Source organism: Micromonospora sp. KC723, assembly GCF_004348595.1.
Classification (GTDB): Bacteria; Actinomycetota; Actinomycetes; order Mycobacteriales; family Micromonosporaceae; genus Micromonospora.
In genome coordinates this window covers 1-16,019 of record NZ_SMKD01000002.1, presented here as the reverse complement: position 1 = coordinate 16,019, position 16,019 = coordinate 1, and the positions used below count along the sequence as shown (strand labels likewise).

The window sequence follows — 16,019 nt, the reverse complement described above, 5'->3', positions numbered from 1 at the left end:
GAGCACACTCCTTGCTTCGGTTGCGGTCAGGTCAGGTGAGCTCGGTGACGGCCCGGGTGAGCGCGGAGGCGGCGGTCTCGTAGCGCTGCGCCAGCCGGTCGCCGTGCCGGCGCAGGTCGGCGGTGGTCTCGGCGGGCCGCGTCCAGCCGTGCGCCGCGGTGACCCGCAGCCCGGTCCAGGCGTGCGCGGCCGCCTCGACCGCGCGGCCGGCCTCGCGCAGGGCGGGACAGCGCCACTGCCGGCCACGGGTGCGCAGCAGCTCTCCATGCAGGCTGCACCCGGCCTGCTGGCTCCAACCGAAGGTGTAGACCTGTTTGAGCGCGTCGTCGTCGCCGGCGTGCGCGCTGCGCGTGACGTGCTCGACGAACCGGCGCAGCCCGGCCACCCCGGTCCACTGCCCGTCGTCATGTGCGTCGGCGGTCAGGTCGGCGTGGTTGGCGCGCAGCGCGGCGAGCAGGGTCGCCGGGTCGTCTGCCGGCCAGTCCGCGCCCAGGCGCAGCAGCATGTGGCGCCGGTCGATGCGGGCGTCGCTGAAGAAGGCGTCCTGGTGGTCGGCGGGGTTGGCCGAGCCCCACGCGTTGAGGAAGTCCTCCGCACGGATCGGCCCGGAGAAGGCGGGCGGCATCGGGTCGGCCACCCAGACCAGGCCGCGGCCGGGGTCCACCCCATAGATCAGCACTAGGTGGGCGGCGTGCACGTCGTGGTAGGCCGGGCGGAACGGCAGGTGGTAGTTGTCAACGGCGGCGATCGGCGCCAGGCCGTTCTCGATCAGCGCGGCGAGCTCCTCGAGCGGCTCGGCGGTCTCCGGTGTGAACCAGGTCGAGTGCGCCGGGTGGTAGGGCATCATGCTGCCGGCGGTGTCGCCGGGCTCGCGCTCCGGGAAGTAGAACTCCTCGGAGCGCACGTCGCCGGGGATGTACCGGAACTCCCAGCGCGCGCCGAGGGCGGCGAGGGGGTCGTGGCCGGCGTCGGCGACCACGGAGCCGAACGACGCCTGCAGGCAGCTGATCGGGTCGCGGTAGAACGTCGAGGGGGCGCGCCGGGCCTGGCGCGGCCGTACGGCCGGGGTTCCGGCGGGAGCCGCGGTCGTGGTCATCGGGCACCCGCCGTGCTCGGCACCGCGGGCTGCGCCTCGCCGGCGGTGCTGGTGGCAGCCCCGGTGCTCGGTGCCGTGCCCGCCGTGCTGACGGCGGCGGGCCGCCGGGTGCCGTCCGGTGGTTGCAGCGTGACGGCGAAGACGTGCAGGGCCGCGTTCACCGGCAGACCGATACCGATCAGCGGTAGGCGCCGGGTGACGGGCACCCGCTGCGACCAGACGCTGGCGGGCACGCCGAACTGGGTGTGCGCCGGGTAGTGCATCAGCGTCTCGAACGCGGGGACCTCGCCGAACGCCGCCGGCGCCGCCCAGAAGTCGGAGACCCGAACCGGCTCGAAGTCGACCGAGCCGTCGGCGAAGTGCACAGCGATCTCGTCCTCGACCCGGCGCTCGCCGGTGGCCAGCAGGTGGAGCCAGTCGACCGCCCGGCCGGGGCCGGGCAACTCCAGGTACTGCCCGGCGCAGCGGATATTGTCCGGGTCAATGCCGCCGAACGGGGGCATCACGTAGGGCACCCCGCCGACCATGACGTTGGAACCGCCCGGTGGCAGGTTCTCGGCGGCGAAGGAGTTGTTCCAGACGTTCAACCGGCCCGTGGCCGTCCGCCCGGCCGTCGTGGCCCCGACATTGTCGAGATACGGGGAGATGTCGATGGTGAACACCGGGAAATTGAATCGCGGAACCTCGTGCGGCGATTCCGCGTCAGGTTGATTCCGGGACCTTCGGCGCGCGTATTAAACGCTTAGCTGATCGACCGGTCTCGCCCTGTTGATGAATTCGGGTAAACCTGTGGCTGATTTGCGTACGTCCTTGTGGTTATCGGCGGCGGCGCTGGTTACGGTGGCATCTCGCCTATCGGGGAGGAGTGTTCATGGCCGAGGCAACGGGACTGGCCGGCGTGACCACGATGCTGCTGGCCCTCTGGAGTGCCCCGCGCAGCCGGTCCACCGCCTTCGAGCGCATGATGATGCAGCGCGGGGATTTCACGGTGGTCCACGAGCCGTTCTCGCACGTGGGTGATTTCGGCTCGGCCGAGGTCGCCGGGCGCGCGGTGCGCTCGGAGCAGGAGTTGATCGGCGCCCTGCTCGGGCTGCCCGGGCGGACCTTCTTCAAGGACACCACCGACTTCCACTACCCACTGGCGGTGAGCGAGCCCGGGTTCCTGCGCGGCGCCACGCACACGTTCATCATCCGCGACCCGGCCGAGGTGATCGTCTCGCACGCCGCGCTCAACCCGGAGCTGACCCGCGACGAGGTGGGGCTTGCCCGGCTCCACGAGATCTTCACCGCGGTACGTGAGGCGACCGGCGAGGTGCCGGTGGTGATCGACTCCGACGATCTGCTGGACCGGCCGGAGGCGACCGTGCGGGCGTACTGCGAGCGGGTCGGCATCGACTTCCTGCCCGAGTCGCTGCGCTGGGAGGCCGGGGTGCCGGGGCAGTGGGAGCGCACCGAGCGCTGGCACCGTGACGCCAGCAGCAGCACCGGGTTCGGCGTGCGTCGGTCCCCGGAGCCGGCGCGGGAAGAGGTGCGCGCGGACCCGCGGCTGGCCGGGTTCCACCGGTACCACCTGCCGTTCTATGCCGAGCTGCGCGAGCACCGCCTGACGGTTTGAGGCCTCGGCTCACACCGGGCGGCGGTGGTGAGCCGGAGGGCTGGCAACCGGTGGCGGTGCCGGCGCGGGTGCGTCCGGGATCCGGCGCCTGTCAGACAGGGTTGACGATGCCGGCGCGGAAGGCGAACGAGACGAGTTGGGCGCGGTCCTTGAGCTGTAGTTTCATCTGCAGCCGGTAGAGGTGGGTGCGCACGGTGGCGGTGCCGATGAACAGTTTGGTGGCGATGTCGTCGGTGGACAAACCGTGGGCGGCGAGGGTGAGGATCTCCTTCTCCCGCGGGGTCAGCACGGTGCCGACCGGCAGGTCGACGCGGCTGCGCGCCGGTGACCGGCTCTCCCGGAACCACTCCATCAGGCGCTGGGCGATCCGCGGGCCGAGCATGGCGTGACCGCGAGCGACGGCCCGGATCGCCATGGCCATCTCCTCGCGGCCGGCGTCGTCGCCGAGCAGTCCGCTGGCGCCGGCGTAGAGCACATCGGCAAGATGGTCGTCAATGGCCGACAGGGCGAAGACGATGACGCGCGGTGGTGGGTCGAGCGGTTCCTGGCGTAGCCGGCGCACCAGGTCGGCGGCGGGGACCTGGTGCAACCGGGCCCCCGTGACGACGACCTGTGGCCGATGGTGGTGGGCGAGCGCCATGGCCTGGGTGGTGGTGTCGGCGGTGCCGATCACGGTGATGTCGGTTTCGTGGCCTAGCAGTGAGCAGAGGCCGTCGAGGAGCAGTGGCCGATCGTTGCAGAGCAGCACGCGCAGCGGGTGGGCGTCGTCCGCGGCGACCGGCATGGTCACGGCGCCCGCCTGCGTGTCGGGAGTGTGGGTGTCCAACTCGCCCCCCAGGAGCATCGAATCCTTGCACAGGGCTTCGCGCCACATGGAGAACAATGTGGTGAAATCGAGTTTCCGAGCGGCGCCTCATTGATCACCGTAGTGGTGTTCGGCGGGCCGGGCAACCGATTGGGTGCTCCGATGGCGACACTTCGTCACGAAGCGGGTGTGCCCGGCGTCCTCCACAATATGAATTGGCCGACCGGGGAAGTCTCGACGATGTTGTTACCCTTGTCTCACAATAAATATGTTTAGTTTCCGGCAGTGGCGGTGAGCTAGGCAAACGCCCGGCGCAGGCAAAGGGCCGGGCCCGGCGTGCGCCGGAGCCCAGCCCCCGTCGAAATCAGCTATTCCCGGACCGCACCCCGGCCGCAGCGGCCGGTTTGGCCGCCGGGGCGGTAGGCGGCCGCCATGTGTCGACCAGATGCTGAGAGTCCGCCGCCCACCAGTCGGGCAGCCGGTCCACCGTGACCGGGCGGAAGTTCAGCACCGGGTCACCGATGTCGAAGCGCCCGCCGTGGGTGTCGATGTGCGTGAAGAATCGGGTCGCCTCCAGCCGCGGCGCCGGGCTCAGCTCGCGCCACTCGCCGGCGGTCAGCTTGTCGAGGCGCTGCCGCAGGTAGGTGACGACACCGGCGCGCCACTTGAAGTGGTGGATCGCCACCCGCGGCGCGTTGACCGGCCGGAAGCCGGGGGCCCGGTGGTTGCCGACCGCCACCTCCCGCACCGACGAGTGCACCAGGACGATCTTGCGGGGGTCGCCGCGCAGCAGCGAGTGGGTCAGGAACGCGCCTGCCGGGTAGGCCGCATCCAGCCCGTCACTCGGCGACCAGCCGTCGATCGAGCCGTCCGCCGCCACCCGGTCCAGCATGACGCCGCCGGCGACCGGCACCCCGGCCGCCTCCGCGTCGCGCACCGTGGTGGCCAGGCCGCCGGGGTGGCACTGAAACTCGTCGGCGTCGGCCAGCAGGTGCCACCCCTGGCCCGCGCGGTCGCGCAGCTCGTCACGAAGCCGGTTGCTGGCACTCTCGTGCCACGGCTCCTCGGCCACCAGCTGCGCGCCGCCGATCCGCCGCCGGCAGATCTCGATCAGCGGCTCCTGCACGGACGCCGGGGTGGGCAGCGGGAAATGCAGGGCGAACAGGAACCGTTCGACACCGAGGTGCTCGTAGTGGGTGATGAAGGCCTCCAGCAGAGGCGGCTCGACCGGTCCGACGACGGCGATCAGCGGGGGTGCGCTCACGACAACTCTCCTCTTCCGAAGTTCTGCCAGAAATGGCGGTCCAGCCAGGCCGGGCGGTTCAGGTTCTCCCAGCGGTCGGTGTCATCGGGTGCGGTGGCCCCTGCGAACGCCAGCCCGTCCCGCGCGCCGCGTACCGACCAGGCCGCATAGGGCGCGGACCCGCCGGCGAGCCAGCGGTCGATGCGCCGCTTGGCGGAGGCGGCGGTCATGCCGTACTCGCAGCCACGGGCGAGCATGGCGCACTCGCGGAAGCCGGCGCGCCACGCGTGCCGGGGGCTCTGGTTGAACCGGGTCCGCCCGGCCACCTGCGGGACGAACTCGACGCGCCCGGGCAGGCCGGCGAGCACGTCGACCCGAGGCTGCATCGCCGCGATCGCGACCCGGCGGCACAGTTTCAGCCCGCCGTAGCCGTAGCGCAGCCCGTTCACGGCGTTCTCGGTCTGCCAGACGCGCATCGCGACGCCGTCCGGCAGCGGCTGCACGTCCTGCGGCCGGAACGACGGCGCGATCTCGAAGTCGCCGTCGGCGATGAAGTACGCGTCGGTCGACGCCACCGCCGACGTGCGCAGGTACGCCTGCCGCATGCCGTGCACCCCGTGCACGCGCCGCACCGTGCCGAACGTCGCGGTCAGCAGCCGGTACAGCTCGTCGGCCAGCGGCTCGTCGTAGGACAAGAACACCACGTCGTAGGAGCCGGTCACGACACAGCCGCCAGGTACCGCCCGGCGATCAGGCCGACGTCGAGTGACGCGGTGCTCTGATGGGCTCGCCGGGCCTGCTCGGCGCGGAACAGCGGGTCCTCAACCAGTCGCTGGGCGATCTTCACGCCGTCCTCGGCGTCGTCGAAGAGCAGCTCGGGGTCGATGTGCTCGCTCATCCAGCCCATCCGCGGCGCGATCACCGGGATGCCCAGGGCCTGGCAGTCGATCACCGACATGGACCACGGGCAGCCGGGCCGGAACGGTGCGATCGCGAAGTCGGCGCCGGTCAGCAGCGACCGGTACCGAGCGCGGCTACCACCGTCGGAAACGACCCGCACCCCCGGGATCGCGGCGAGCGCGGCACGGTAGCGCTCCGGGCTGGCGTCCAGCGCGGTCCGGCCCGGACGGCGCGCCCCGAACAGGTCGGTGACCTGGATCCGCACCGGGGTGCCGGTGGTGATCCGGCGGACCAGGTCGACCAGGCGCGCGGTGCCGTAGTGGGCGTAGAGCCGGTGGTTGTAGACGCCGGTGCCGGTGCTGCGGCGCTCGCCGTCCGGTGCCCGCACCAGCTCCGGGTCCCGGGCCGGCGGCACGATCTCGATGCGGGCCGGCGCCGGCATCCCGCAGGCGACCGCGGCGCGCACCACCCAGTCCCGGGCGGTGACCGAGTGGACCAGCACGCGGTCGCAGGCGAGCAGGCCCGCCACGAAGTGCAGCAGCACCGGCCGGCCCAGACCGGCGTCGCCGAGCGACGGGTCGCCGTGCAGACGGTCGCCGTCGACGTGGAACGGCAGGTAGTGGCAGTAGCCGGCCAGGGTGGCCGCGCTGCCGGTCTCCAGCAGCGCGGCGCGTACCCCCGCGGCCTGTTCGATCTGATTCACCACGACGATGTCCGGGTCGGCCTTCCTGATGAGGTCGGCGACGACGGCGCTGTCGTGGTCGAACCGGGCGCGGTACTTGCTGGCCGGCGACGCGGAGGCGACGAACCGGACGCGCGGGTCGGGCAGCGGCGCGGGGGAGCAGAACGTGACCCGCACGCCCCGGTCGGCCCACGCCGGCGCCAGGGTCGCGGCCAGCCGCCAGCCGGAGTCGGCGGAGAGCCGGTCCGGGTTGCTGACGTTGAGCAGGTAGAGCAGGCGAGCGACCATCAGGCCCGCCGCTGTGCCAGCACGACCACGCCGGACGGTTCCAGGGGTACCTGCCCGCTGTCGTGCTCGACGCCGGTCAGCAGGTCCCGGCCGGTCGCCGTTACGGTTGTCGACCGCTCCGCGTCGTGGTTGATCAGGAACAGGTAGTCGGTGTCCGGCCCGGAGCGCCGCACCGCCTCGACGTCGGCACCGACCGGCACCGCCGGCACGATGCCCGCCTCGGCGGTGACCCGCCGCAGCACCCGGGTCAGCGCGGCCGCGTCGAGTTTCGCGGCGACATACCAGGCAGAGCCGCTGCCGACGGTGTTGCGGGTGATCGCCGGGTGGCCGGCGTCCGGGCCGCTGCCGAACGTCTCGATCGTCTCGGCGCCCGCCGGCACCACCCGCTCGGACCAGACGTCGGTACGAGCACCGAGCCCGGCCACCTCCACGGTGTCGCCCGGCCGCAGCGGGTGGAACTCCTCGGTCACCACGCCCAGCAGTTCGCGCAGCGCACCCGGGTAGGGCCCGTCGTGGATGTGGTCGTTCTCGTCGACGATGCCGGAGAAGTACGACACCACCACCGTGCCGCCGCCCTCGGCGTAGCGGCGCAGGTTCGCCGCGGCCTCCTGGCTGGTCAGGTAGAGGCTGGGCACCACGACCAGCGGGTACCGGCTCAGGTCGTCGGTCGGCGCCAGGTAGTCGGTGGTCAGGTGCAGGTTCCACAGTGCCTCGTAGTAGGCGCGGTGCCGTTCCTCGTAGTGGTGGTCCGCGGTCGGCTGATAGCCGGACTGCATCGCCCACCAGGACGGCCAGTGCCACAGCACAGCCGCCTGGGCCTGCACGAGGCTGCCGCGTACCTCGGTCAGGGCCCGCACGTCGGCGCCGAGCGCCACCACGTCGCGCCACACCTGGCTGGACGTGCCCGCCTGCGGCAGCATCGCCGAGTGGAACTTCTCGCTGCCGAACCGGGAGGCGCGCCACTGGAAGAACAGCGCGCCGTCTGCGCCGTGCGCGATGTGCGCGAGCGTGTTGCGCCGCATCTCGCCGGGCCGTTTGGCCACGTTGTGGGTCTGCCAGGTGACGGCCGAGGTGGAGTGCTCGTTGACCAGCCACGGCCGGCCCCGGGCGACACCGCGGCTGACGTCACCGGCGAACGCGAGCCCGATGTGCGGGCGCGGGTCGTTGCCCATCAGGTAGGTGTCGATGCCGACGACGTCGACCTCCTCCGCGAAGCGCCAGTAGTCGAGGTAGCCGGTCTCCACCGGGTCGGCGAAGTTGGTCATCACCGGGATGCCGGGTGTCACGGACCGGACGATGTCGGCTTCGAGCCGGCAGCACCGCGCGTACTCGTCGGTGGTGAACCGGAAGTAGTCGTTGCGCTGGCTCGGGTTGACCGGCATCGGCGCCAGTCGTGGCGGCTGAATCTCGTCCCAGTCGTAGTAGTGCTGACCCCAGAACGTGGTGCCCCAGGCGGCGTTGAGCCCGTCCAGGGTGGTGTAGCGCTCGCGCAGCCACTCCCGGAAGGAGACGGCGCTCTGCTCGCAGTAGCAGGGGCCGACCTGGACGCCGTACTCGTTGTTGAGGTGCCACATGACGATGACCGGGTGGTCCTGGTAGTGCTTGGCCAACGCGGTGACGAAGCGTTCGCAGGCGGCCCGGTAGGCCGGCGAGCTCGGACAGTAGGACTCGCGGGCGCCGATGCCCAGCACGCGGCCGTCGCGTTTGACCGGCAGCGCCTCCGGGTGCCGGCGGAAGAACCAGGCCGGTGGCGCCGCGGTCGGGGTGGCGACCGACACCCGGATGTCGGCGCGGTGCAGCCGGTCCAGCATGCGGTCGAGGGGATCGAAGTCGAATTCCCCGGGCGCCGGTTCGATGGCGGCCCAGAGGAAGATGCCGATCTGGACGAGGTTGACCCCGGCTTCGTGCATCAGCCGGATGTCCTCCTCGCACACCTCGGCCGACCATTGTTCCGGGCTGTAGTCACCACCGAAGGCGATCTCGTCGAGACCGGGCACAATCGACGGCCAGCGGCTGGTAGTCATGGGTCACCCACCCTTCTCGCAGTAAGCCTTCCGCCACCATGTCCGCCGCCGGTCACACGCCACATCGGCGCAGCCCTTACCGGTTCGTACGAATCTCACTGACCTCCCGGCACCCACCGTCGATCAGGGTCAGGCGTACTCGGGAGTACCTCTGTCGCTGACGCGCCCGAGCCACCCCGGCTGCCACCGTGCAGGAGACAGGCCGCCCACCGGAAGGAAGAGATCCATGGCCCCGGTTCTGAGCGTCATCGTGCCCGTCTTCGACGTCGAGCCATACCTGGACATCTGCCTGAAGTCGCTGGCCGGGCAGGACCACGGCGACCTGGAGGTGGTCGTGGTGGACGACGCGTCGGCCGACGGCAGCCGGGCCATCGCCGACCGGTGGGCCCGCGAGGACTCCCGCATCCGCGTTCTGGAACAGCCGCACGGCGGGCTCAGCGCGGCCCGCAACACCGGTCTGCGCGCGGCCCGCGGAACGTATCTGGCCTTCTGCGACGGCGACGACGTGGTGCCGGCGGTGGCGTACAAGTCCCTGATCGCCGCGATCGAGGAGAGTGGTTCGGATTTCGCTTCCGGCGCGGTGCGACGGGTGGACAGCACAGGGGTACGACCGCACTACGGTTACCACGACGTTTTCGACAAGCAGCGGCGGCGCACCCACATCCGCCGGCTCACCGCGCTGGTCCGCGACCGGATGGTGTGGAACAAGGTGTTCCGCCGCTCGTTCTGGGACGCCGCGGACCTGAGCTTCTCACTGCCCGCCTACGAGGACGCGCCGGTGATGATGCGGGCGCACATCGCCGCGACCGCGGTCGACGTGGTGACCGACGTCGTCTATCTGTGGCGGCTGCGTGAGCGGGGTCAACCGTCGATCACCCAGCGGTACCGCGAACCGGACAACGTGGCGGCCTGGATGCGGATGATCGTCGACACCTACAACGTGATCCGGGACGGCGTGCCCGAGCTGGTGCCGGCGTACGCCGACGACATGTGCCGCGGTGACGTTCCGATGGCGCTGGGCGCGTTGCACCTGCACGACGCGGCCGCGCTGCACGACGCGCTGACGCTGGCCCGCTCGTTCGTGGTGAACGTTCCCGCGGAGGTGATCGACGGACTGCCGGAACGCACCCGGCGGATCCTGGGTCACCTGGTCGACGGTGACACCGCGGCGGTGCGGGAGCTGGTGGAGCCTTCCTGACCGGTCCAAGCTGTGGCAAACTGCGCCGATGCACAGATCACGGGTCTTCGCCGTCATCATCGACGTGCCGCGGGAGGCGCAGGACGAGGCGGCGGCGTTCTGGTCGGGCGCCCTCGGGCAACCGGCCCGCCGCAACCCGGCCGAGCCGCAGTTCACCGGCCTCGGCGAGGCGATCCCCGGCATCGTCACGGCGTTGCAGAGCGTGGACGACACCGGCCGCTACCACGTCGACATCGAGACCGACGACGTCGACGCCGAGGTGCGACGGTTGCTCGAGCTCGGCGCGACCGAGGTGTCGCAGTGGCTGGAGTGCCACGTGCTGCGCGCGCCGGGTGGGCACCTGCTGTGCGTGATCCCGGTCCACAGTGACCGGGAAGTCTTCGACGCCGGTGCCCGCGTCTGGCCCTGAGCGCTCAGCCGCGCAGCCGGGCGGCCAGGCCGGCGGCCATTCGCTCGGCGGCCCCCGGGCCGAGCCCGAAGAACAGGTTCGGCTCGGTCAGCTCCAGCTCCAGCACCAGCGGCGTACCGTCCTCGTCGGCGATCAGGTCGACCCGTGCGTAGAGCAGCCGGTCGCGGCCCGACGGCACCGCAGCTAGGGCCTGCTCGGCCACCCGCACCTCGGCGTCGCCGGCGTCGCGGGCGTCCACCGGGCTGACCCGGTAGAGCCCGCCGGTGCCCGGGTCCGGGCCGTCCAGCAGCGCCGACTTGCGGATGGCGTGGCTGTGCACGATGTCCTCGCCGCCGGTCACGAACACGACGCCGGTCTCCCCGGCGGTGTCCACCGCGGGCAGATAGGGCTGCACCATGGCCAGCCGGTTCGCGCGCTGAAGCCGCCGCACGTGCTCGACGGCGAGGCGCCGCTCGGCGGAATCGGCGACGTCGTAGCGCCCGGCGTCGACGCTGCCCACGCTCACCGCCGGCTTGATCACCCAGCGGCCGGTGTCCGGGACGTCCCACTCCTGGTCCGGCGCCACCCACGCGGTCGGCACGGTCGGCACCCCGGCGGCGACGAGGTCGTCGAGGTAGCGCTTGTCGGTGTTCCAGGCGACCACGTCGGCGGGGTTGGCCAGCGCCGGCACGGACCGCGCCCAGGCGATGAACTCGGCACGGCGGGGCACGTAGTCCCACGGCGAGCGCAGCAGCGCCAGCTCGTAGTCGTCCCAGGTGGCGTCCGCCGCGTCCCACACCACGGGCTCCGCGCGTACCCCTCGGCTCTGCAAGGCCTTCCACAGCAGCCGGTCGTCCTCCGACAGCTGCGGGAACTCCGCGCAGGTGACCAGCGCGACTCGAACCATGATCTGGCTCCCTCCGTTGTGCCGCCAGGGTGAACCGTGACATCGCCGCGCCGGGTGCCGCGTCAGCGCCAGCGTGACAACGGCGTACGCGTTGCTCTGACCGGTGCCCGCGTAAGCGGTACGCGTAGCCGAACGTAACGAACCTGCCGATGGCCGTCACCGCCGTGGCGGGCACCATTGCCGCAGTTCCTCCATGAGAAGGCGGGTGTCTGGTGCGTCTGCTCCGCGACCTGTGGCACACCTCGCCCCGGCGTGCCCTGCTGGTGGCCGTCCTGATCGTCGGTGGTGCCGCCGGGCAGGCCCTGTCGCTGTCGCTGGCCGGTTCGGTGCTGGTGAACCGGTCGGTGCCGCTGTTCGCGGTGCTCGCCGTGGCCCTGGTGGTGGCGGTGGTCAGCGACGTGCTGGTCGGCCTGGTCCTGGCCCGGCTGACGGCAGACTGGGCGGCCGGGGTGCGCCGCGGCCTGTGCCGGATCGCGTTCGGCCAAGACCTGCCGGCGCTGGAGAACACGCCGGTGGGTGAGCTGCTGGACCGCATCGACGGCGACGTCGACCAGGTCGGCACCGAAATCCGCAACGGCGGGGTACGGCTGGCGCAGTCACTGGCCGTGGCGGTGCTCTCGATCCTCACCGCGTTCGTGGTGTGGTGGCCGGCCGCCACCGCCATGGTGCTGGCGTCGGTGCTGCTCGCGGTCGTGCTGAAGCGGCCGGTGCGGCGGATCGGGCCGCTGCGCATCCACGAGGAGGAAGCCTGGTCCGACATGACCGCGGTCGTGGAGGAGGGCGTGCACGGTCAGGACGACGTGCGGACCAGCCTGGCGGCGCCGTACGTGCTGCAGCTGTGGGCACAGCGCTCCCAGGAGATCATGCGGCGCGGCCGGCGGGTGTGGCGTAACTCGGCGCGGGTCACGATGATCGCGGGGGCGGTGATCCGTACCCTGATCGCGGGGTTGGCCGTCGGTGGCGCGTGGGCGCTGATGACCGGGCACGTCGGCGGTGCCCGGCTGACCGCGGTGTGGCTGCTGGCGCTCGGGTTCGGCGGCACCCTGGAGCAGGTCACCCGCACGGTCCCGGAGCTGCAGAACGCGATCGGCGCGTGGGAGCGGGTGCGTCTGCTGCGCCGCACACCGCAGGAGGCCACCGGCGGTGCGGCGCCGTCCGACGGCGACCTGCAGGTGCGCGATCTGACCTTCCGGTACGCCGAGTCCGGCGCCGTCCGGTCACCGGCGCTGCGCGACGTCACGCTCACGTTCACCCGCGGCCGCTCGTATGCGCTGGTGGGCCGCACCGGATCGGGCAAGTCGACGCTGGCCAAGCTGCTGACCCGGGCCGTCGACGTGCCACCGGGCACGGTGTTCCTGGACGGCACCGACCTCAACGACCTCGACGTGCAGCAGCTGCGCCGGTGGGTGGCGATCGTGCCGCAACGCACCGAGCTACTGGCCGGCACCCTTGCCGAGAACATCGCGCTCTTCGACGACGAGCTGCTGCCGCATGCCGCGGGCGCGGTCGCCGAGCTGGGCCTCACCGGCTGGGTCGAGCAGCTGCCCGACGGCATGCAGACCCGGCTCGGTGACGGTGGGCACGTGCTCTCCGCCGGTCAGGAACAGTTGATCGCGTTCGCCCGCATCCTGGTCCGGGACCCGAAAATCGTGATCCTCGACGAGGCGACCGCCCGGATGGACCCGGTCACCGAGACCTGGGTACAGCGGGCCACCGACCGGCTGCTGGCCGGGCGCATCGGGATCATCGTGGCGCACCGGCTGTCGTCGGTGCGCCACTGCGACGAGGTGGTGGTGCTGGCCGACGGCGCGGTGGTGGAGGCCGGGCCGCTCGCCACGTCCCGCCGGTTCGCCGCGATGCTGGCCAGCGGGGCTTCACCCGACCCCGACCCGGCCGGAGGCACCGCCGCCGGCACCGCCGGCGAGACCCCGGTCCTGATGCCCGCCGGCGATCCGCCGCCGCTGCCCGAGGCGCCGCCGGCCCGCACCCTGCGGGAGATCTTCCGGCTCACCGTCAACGACGCCCGGTTCGGGATGACCGCGCTGGCGCTGATGGCGTTGCTGTTGGTCCTCGGCTTGGAAGGGGCGATCCTGCCGCTGCTGTGGTCGGACGTCGTTGACGGGCAGGGCAACCCGCTGCTGCCGGCGGCCGGTGTCGCGGCCGGCCTGATCGTGGCGATCCCGGCGCTCTACTACTTCGGGGCGTGGTTCCCGGAGTGGTGGGTGCGGCAGGTGCTGCGGATCAACGCGCGGCTGCTGAACGGCCAGATCGGCCCGCGCCGGATCAGCCGGCACAGCCCGGCCGAGGTCGTCGCCCAGAGCGGTGACACCGACCGGGTGGTGATGCTCGCCGACAACCTGGTCGACCACGTCATCGCGCTGGCGGCGATCGTCACGATGACGATCGCGGCGCGCTCGTGGGTGCCGGCGGCGTTCTTCGCCGGCACGATGATTCTCTCCGGGTGCGCGGCGGCGCTGTTCGGCCCGCGTCTGGAACGCGCCGCGCACACCACGGTCGCCGCACGGGGCACGTTCGCCACCGCGGTGGTGTCCGCGCTCTCCGCCGGTCGTACCGTGAAGCTGTCCGGCGCCACCGTGTCGGTGCTGCGGCACCTGGCCCGGCTGGACGCGGTGCGCAACGAGAGCCAGCGCCGGGAGATCAGCATCCAGGTGTGGGCGCGCTGCACCCCGTCGGTGCTCAGCGGACTGCTGCCGATCGCCGCGTGGGGGCTGTACCTCTCCGGCCAGCTGCCGGCGGCAGCCACCCTGATCGCGGTGACCGTGCTCGGCTCGGCGAAATGGTTTGCGTGGACGACGTCGTCGCTGGTATCCAACTTCCCGTCGGCCCGGGTGTGGACGCGGCGCACGGTGGAGATGTGCGGCGAGGCGGCCTACTCCGCGCCCGTGCCCGGCGTCGACCTGGACGCCGGCACCGCGCCCGCGCCGCCGGTGCCGGTCCGGGAGCCGCTGCACCGGCTGGAGCTGGACCGGTTCGGCGTGGTGCACCACAACGGCACCGTGGGGGTACGCGACGTCGACCTGACCGTGCGCCCCGGCGAGCTGGTGCTGGTGGTCGGCCCGGTGGGCGCAGGAAAGTCGTCGCTGCTGCGCGGGCTGGCCGGGATCGCCCACCACACCGGATCGCTGTGCTGGAACGGGCGCCCGGTCGAGGACCCGCACCTGTTCCTGCGACCCCAGCAGGTCGGGTACGTCGCCCAGCTGCCCCGCGTGCTTTCCGGCACCGTGGCCGACAACATCGCGCTCGGTCACGACGTGGACCCGGGCGCGGCGGTGTCGACCGCGCAGCTTGACCATGACCTGGCCACCAGCGGGGAGGGCCTGGACCTGGTGATCGGCCACAAGGGCACCCGGCTCTCCGGCGGGCAGCTGCAACGCCTCGCGTTGGCGCGCGCCTTGGCCCCGCGCACCGAGCTGCTGGTCGCCGACGACGTGTCGTCGGCGCTGGACGTGACGACCGAGATCCAGCTGTGGAAGGCGCTGCGCGCACACGGCGTCACGGTGGTCGGTTCGACGTCGAAGCGGGCGGCGCTGGTGCACGCCGACCGGGTGCTGGTGCTGGTCGGCGGGCGTGCGGTGGCTCAGGGCAGATGGGACGAACTGGAGGCGGAGTACGGCCACCTGGCCGGCTGAACCACCTGTTCACCCTCACCGTCGGGTTCGTCGAAGCGCGCGATGAAGTCGTCCAGCGCCTGCGGCGTGACCGTCAGCGCGTTGCCGTGCTTCTCGGCGTTGCGGGCCGTCAACCGGCGCAGCAGCTCCGCCCGGGGCACCGGGAAGTAGAGCAGGCGCACCTGGCCACCGGCCGAGCGCACCAGCGCCGCCCAGTCGTCGCGCTCGCTGCGCCGCCACAGCCCGTGGTCCACGACCACGTCGTGCCCGGCCCGCAGTAGCCGTACCAGCTCGGCGCGGACCTCGGCCACGACGGGCGCCTCCCTGGCGAAGTAGGTGTCCTCCGGGTAGTCGACGCCGTAGTGGCCGTGCCGGGCAAAGACTTGTTCGTCCACCGACAGCCGCACCGCCCCGGCCGGCTCCAGCACCCGCCGGGCGTAGGTCGTCTTGCCCGCGCCGGTCAGCCCCACCAGTAGGTATGCGACAGCCATCCACCCTCCCGGGAACGTCGGCTTCAGCTGATCAGCCGGCCATTTGGCCATGGCCGGCCACGCCCGGGCAGATGACACCGGCGTGCACACCCTCGCCCTGTATCCCCGCACCGAGCTGCGGGCCGACTCGGTCGCCGCGGTGTAGACGGGCTTGCGATGGCGTCCCATCGCTGCCGTCCGGCATGCCGGAACGACGTCCTCAGCAGGTGGATAACGCACGTTTGCGCCACCGCTTCCAGCCACACCTCGCCGATGACGTCGGTCAGCCCTTGAGCCCGTCGCAAACCACCATGCACGCGTCCGCGACGCCACAATTCTTCCACTCGGTGAGGACTTGCAGCCAGAACTTGGCGCCCTCGCCGCCGTCACCGAACCTCAGGCCGAGTCCTTCTTGATCAGGAGTTACACCGGTTCTTCTTCAGTCCCCTCCAGGCGGGCGACGGCCGCGGCGGTGTCAGACTCCAGGTCGTCTGGATCGGCGATGGTGGCAAGTCGGCGCCGCCAGTCCTCGTCGACCGGTTTCAGCGGATTGGGGACGGCGGGTGCCTGAGCAGTCATGGGATTCGTCATCCCTGACCGGAGGCGTGCCGGCACCGGAAGCGACCTCGGGCGAGGGTCGAGAGGGTGGCGGGCCGGGTACGGTTGTCGATGGTCGGAAGGTGCCGGCGTCGGCCGGGCGGAGCGGTGGCCCGGAGCGACGGACCGGGGGAGGGAGCGGATGTGGCGCGGCGGAGAGCCCTTGTGGTCCGGGGC

General features: G+C 71.9%; 14 protein-coding genes and 1 pseudogene. 4 read left to right on the top strand and 11 right to left on the bottom strand.

What is annotated here, in order from left to right; translation table 11 throughout:
- Positions 1-31: 31 nt before the first annotated feature.
- On the bottom strand, positions 32-1,096 hold the full coding sequence (locus E1165_RS00900) for a BtrH N-terminal domain-containing protein (protein ID WP_132386684.1): 1,065 nt from the start codon (positions 1,094-1,096) through the stop codon (positions 32-34).
- Positions 1,093-1,758: a hypothetical protein gene (locus tag E1165_RS00895; protein WP_207916375.1), complete on the bottom strand. Its 666-nt coding sequence runs from the start codon at positions 1,756-1,758 to the stop codon at positions 1,093-1,095. Before E1165_RS00895 ends, E1165_RS00900 begins: the two co-directional genes overlap by 4 nt.
- A gap of 209 nt (positions 1,759-1,967) precedes the next feature.
- Here E1165_RS00895 and E1165_RS00890 point away from each other — a divergent pair, with 209 nt between their 5' ends.
- Positions 1,968-2,711 carry a hypothetical protein gene (locus E1165_RS00890; protein ID WP_207916372.1) on the top strand — a complete coding sequence of 248 codons (744 nt, stop codon included), beginning with the start codon at positions 1,968-1,970 and terminating at the stop codon, positions 2,709-2,711.
- 91 nt (positions 2,712-2,802) lie between these two features.
- On the opposite strand, the gene E1165_RS00885 is transcribed toward E1165_RS00890, so the two are convergent.
- The 5 genes from E1165_RS00885 to E1165_RS00865 all read right to left on the bottom strand — a co-directional run bounded on the left by E1165_RS00885 (position 2,803) and on the right by E1165_RS00865 (position 8,653).
- Entirely contained in the window at positions 2,803-3,585 is a 783-nt protein-coding gene (locus E1165_RS00885; RefSeq protein ID WP_132386682.1) for a response regulator transcription factor, read from the bottom strand.
- 295 nt (positions 3,586-3,880) lie between these two features.
- Positions 3,881-4,780: a hypothetical protein gene (locus tag E1165_RS00880; protein WP_207916370.1), complete on the bottom strand. Its 900-nt coding sequence runs from the start codon at positions 4,778-4,780 to the stop codon at positions 3,881-3,883.
- On the bottom strand, positions 4,777-5,481 hold the full coding sequence (locus E1165_RS00875) for a hypothetical protein (RefSeq protein WP_132386678.1): 705 nt from the start codon (positions 5,479-5,481) through the stop codon (positions 4,777-4,779). Before E1165_RS00875 ends, E1165_RS00880 begins: the two co-directional genes overlap by 4 nt.
- A complete protein-coding gene (locus tag E1165_RS00870; protein WP_132386676.1) occupies positions 5,478-6,629 on the bottom strand; it encodes a glycosyltransferase in 1,152 nt (383 codons plus the stop codon). The genes E1165_RS00875 and E1165_RS00870 overlap by 4 nt, the downstream gene beginning before the upstream one ends.
- A complete protein-coding gene (locus tag E1165_RS00865) occupies positions 6,629-8,653 on the bottom strand; it encodes a beta-galactosidase (RefSeq protein WP_132386674.1) in 2,025 nt (674 codons plus the stop codon). The genes E1165_RS00870 and E1165_RS00865 overlap by 1 nt, the downstream gene beginning before the upstream one ends.
- Positions 8,654-8,879: 226 nt before the next feature.
- Here E1165_RS00865 and E1165_RS00860 point away from each other — a divergent pair, with 226 nt between their 5' ends.
- Both E1165_RS00860 and E1165_RS00855 read left to right on the top strand, forming a co-directional pair.
- Complete coding sequence (locus E1165_RS00860; protein WP_132386672.1) at positions 8,880-9,851, top strand: glycosyltransferase family 2 protein; 972 nt, start codon at positions 8,880-8,882, stop codon at positions 9,849-9,851.
- Between the two features lie 28 nt (positions 9,852-9,879).
- Complete coding sequence (locus E1165_RS00855) at positions 9,880-10,260, top strand: VOC family protein (RefSeq protein ID WP_132386670.1); 381 nt, start codon at positions 9,880-9,882, stop codon at positions 10,258-10,260.
- A gap of 4 nt (positions 10,261-10,264) precedes the next feature.
- Here E1165_RS00855 and E1165_RS00850 read toward each other — a convergent pair whose 3' ends face one another.
- A complete protein-coding gene (locus tag E1165_RS00850) occupies positions 10,265-11,146 on the bottom strand; it encodes a RimK family alpha-L-glutamate ligase (protein ID WP_132386668.1) in 882 nt (293 codons plus the stop codon).
- Between the two features lie 212 nt (positions 11,147-11,358).
- On the opposite strand from E1165_RS00850, the gene E1165_RS00845 reads away from it, so the two are divergent.
- Positions 11,359-14,796, top strand: coding sequence for an ABC transporter ATP-binding protein (locus tag E1165_RS00845; RefSeq protein WP_132386666.1), 3,438 nt, complete (start codon positions 11,359-11,361; stop codon positions 14,794-14,796).
- Here the strand turns inward: E1165_RS00845 and E1165_RS00840 are convergent.
- From E1165_RS00840 to E1165_RS28720, 3 genes and pseudogenes are all read right to left on the bottom strand, one after another.
- A complete protein-coding gene (locus E1165_RS00840; RefSeq protein WP_132386664.1) occupies positions 14,745-15,266 on the bottom strand; it encodes an ATP-binding protein in 522 nt (173 codons plus the stop codon). The genes E1165_RS00845 and E1165_RS00840 overlap by 52 nt on opposite strands.
- A 212-nt stretch (positions 15,267-15,478) precedes the next feature.
- Positions 15,479-15,606: pseudogene (locus E1165_RS29635) on the bottom strand (transposase); the annotation flags it as partial.
- 62 nt (positions 15,607-15,668) lie between these two features.
- On the bottom strand, positions 15,669-15,824 hold the full coding sequence (locus E1165_RS28720) for a hypothetical protein (protein ID WP_165945084.1): 156 nt from the start codon (positions 15,822-15,824) through the stop codon (positions 15,669-15,671).
- Positions 15,825-16,019: the final 195 nt, after the last annotated feature.

Excerpts from the sequence above, each read along its gene's own strand:
- E1165_RS00850 (WP_132386668.1), bottom strand. The coding sequence starts at position 11,146 with ATGGTTCGAGTCGCGCTGGTCACCTGCGCGGAGTTCCCGCAGCTGTCG.
- E1165_RS00865 (WP_132386674.1), bottom strand. The coding sequence starts at position 8,653 with ATGACTACCAGCCGCTGGCCGTCGATTGTGCCCGGTCTCGACGAGATC.
- E1165_RS00900 (WP_132386684.1), bottom strand. The coding sequence starts at position 1,096 with ATGACCACGACCGCGGCTCCCGCCGGAACCCCGGCCGTACGGCCGCGC.
- E1165_RS00890 (WP_207916372.1), top strand. The coding sequence starts at position 1,968 with ATGGCCGAGGCAACGGGACTGGCCGGCGTGACCACGATGCTGCTGGCC.
- E1165_RS28720 (WP_165945084.1), bottom strand. The coding sequence starts at position 15,824 with ATGACTGCTCAGGCACCCGCCGTCCCCAATCCGCTGAAACCGGTCGAC.
- E1165_RS00840 (WP_132386664.1), bottom strand. The coding sequence starts at position 15,266 with ATGGCTGTCGCATACCTACTGGTGGGGCTGACCGGCGCGGGCAAGACG.
- E1165_RS00885 (WP_132386682.1), bottom strand. The coding sequence starts at position 3,585 with ATGTGGCGCGAAGCCCTGTGCAAGGATTCGATGCTCCTGGGGGGCGAG.
- E1165_RS00855 (WP_132386670.1), top strand. The coding sequence starts at position 9,880 with ATGCACAGATCACGGGTCTTCGCCGTCATCATCGACGTGCCGCGGGAG.
- E1165_RS00870 (WP_132386676.1), bottom strand. The coding sequence starts at position 6,629 with ATGGTCGCTCGCCTGCTCTACCTGCTCAACGTCAGCAACCCGGACCGG.
- E1165_RS00860 (WP_132386672.1), top strand. The coding sequence starts at position 8,880 with ATGGCCCCGGTTCTGAGCGTCATCGTGCCCGTCTTCGACGTCGAGCCA.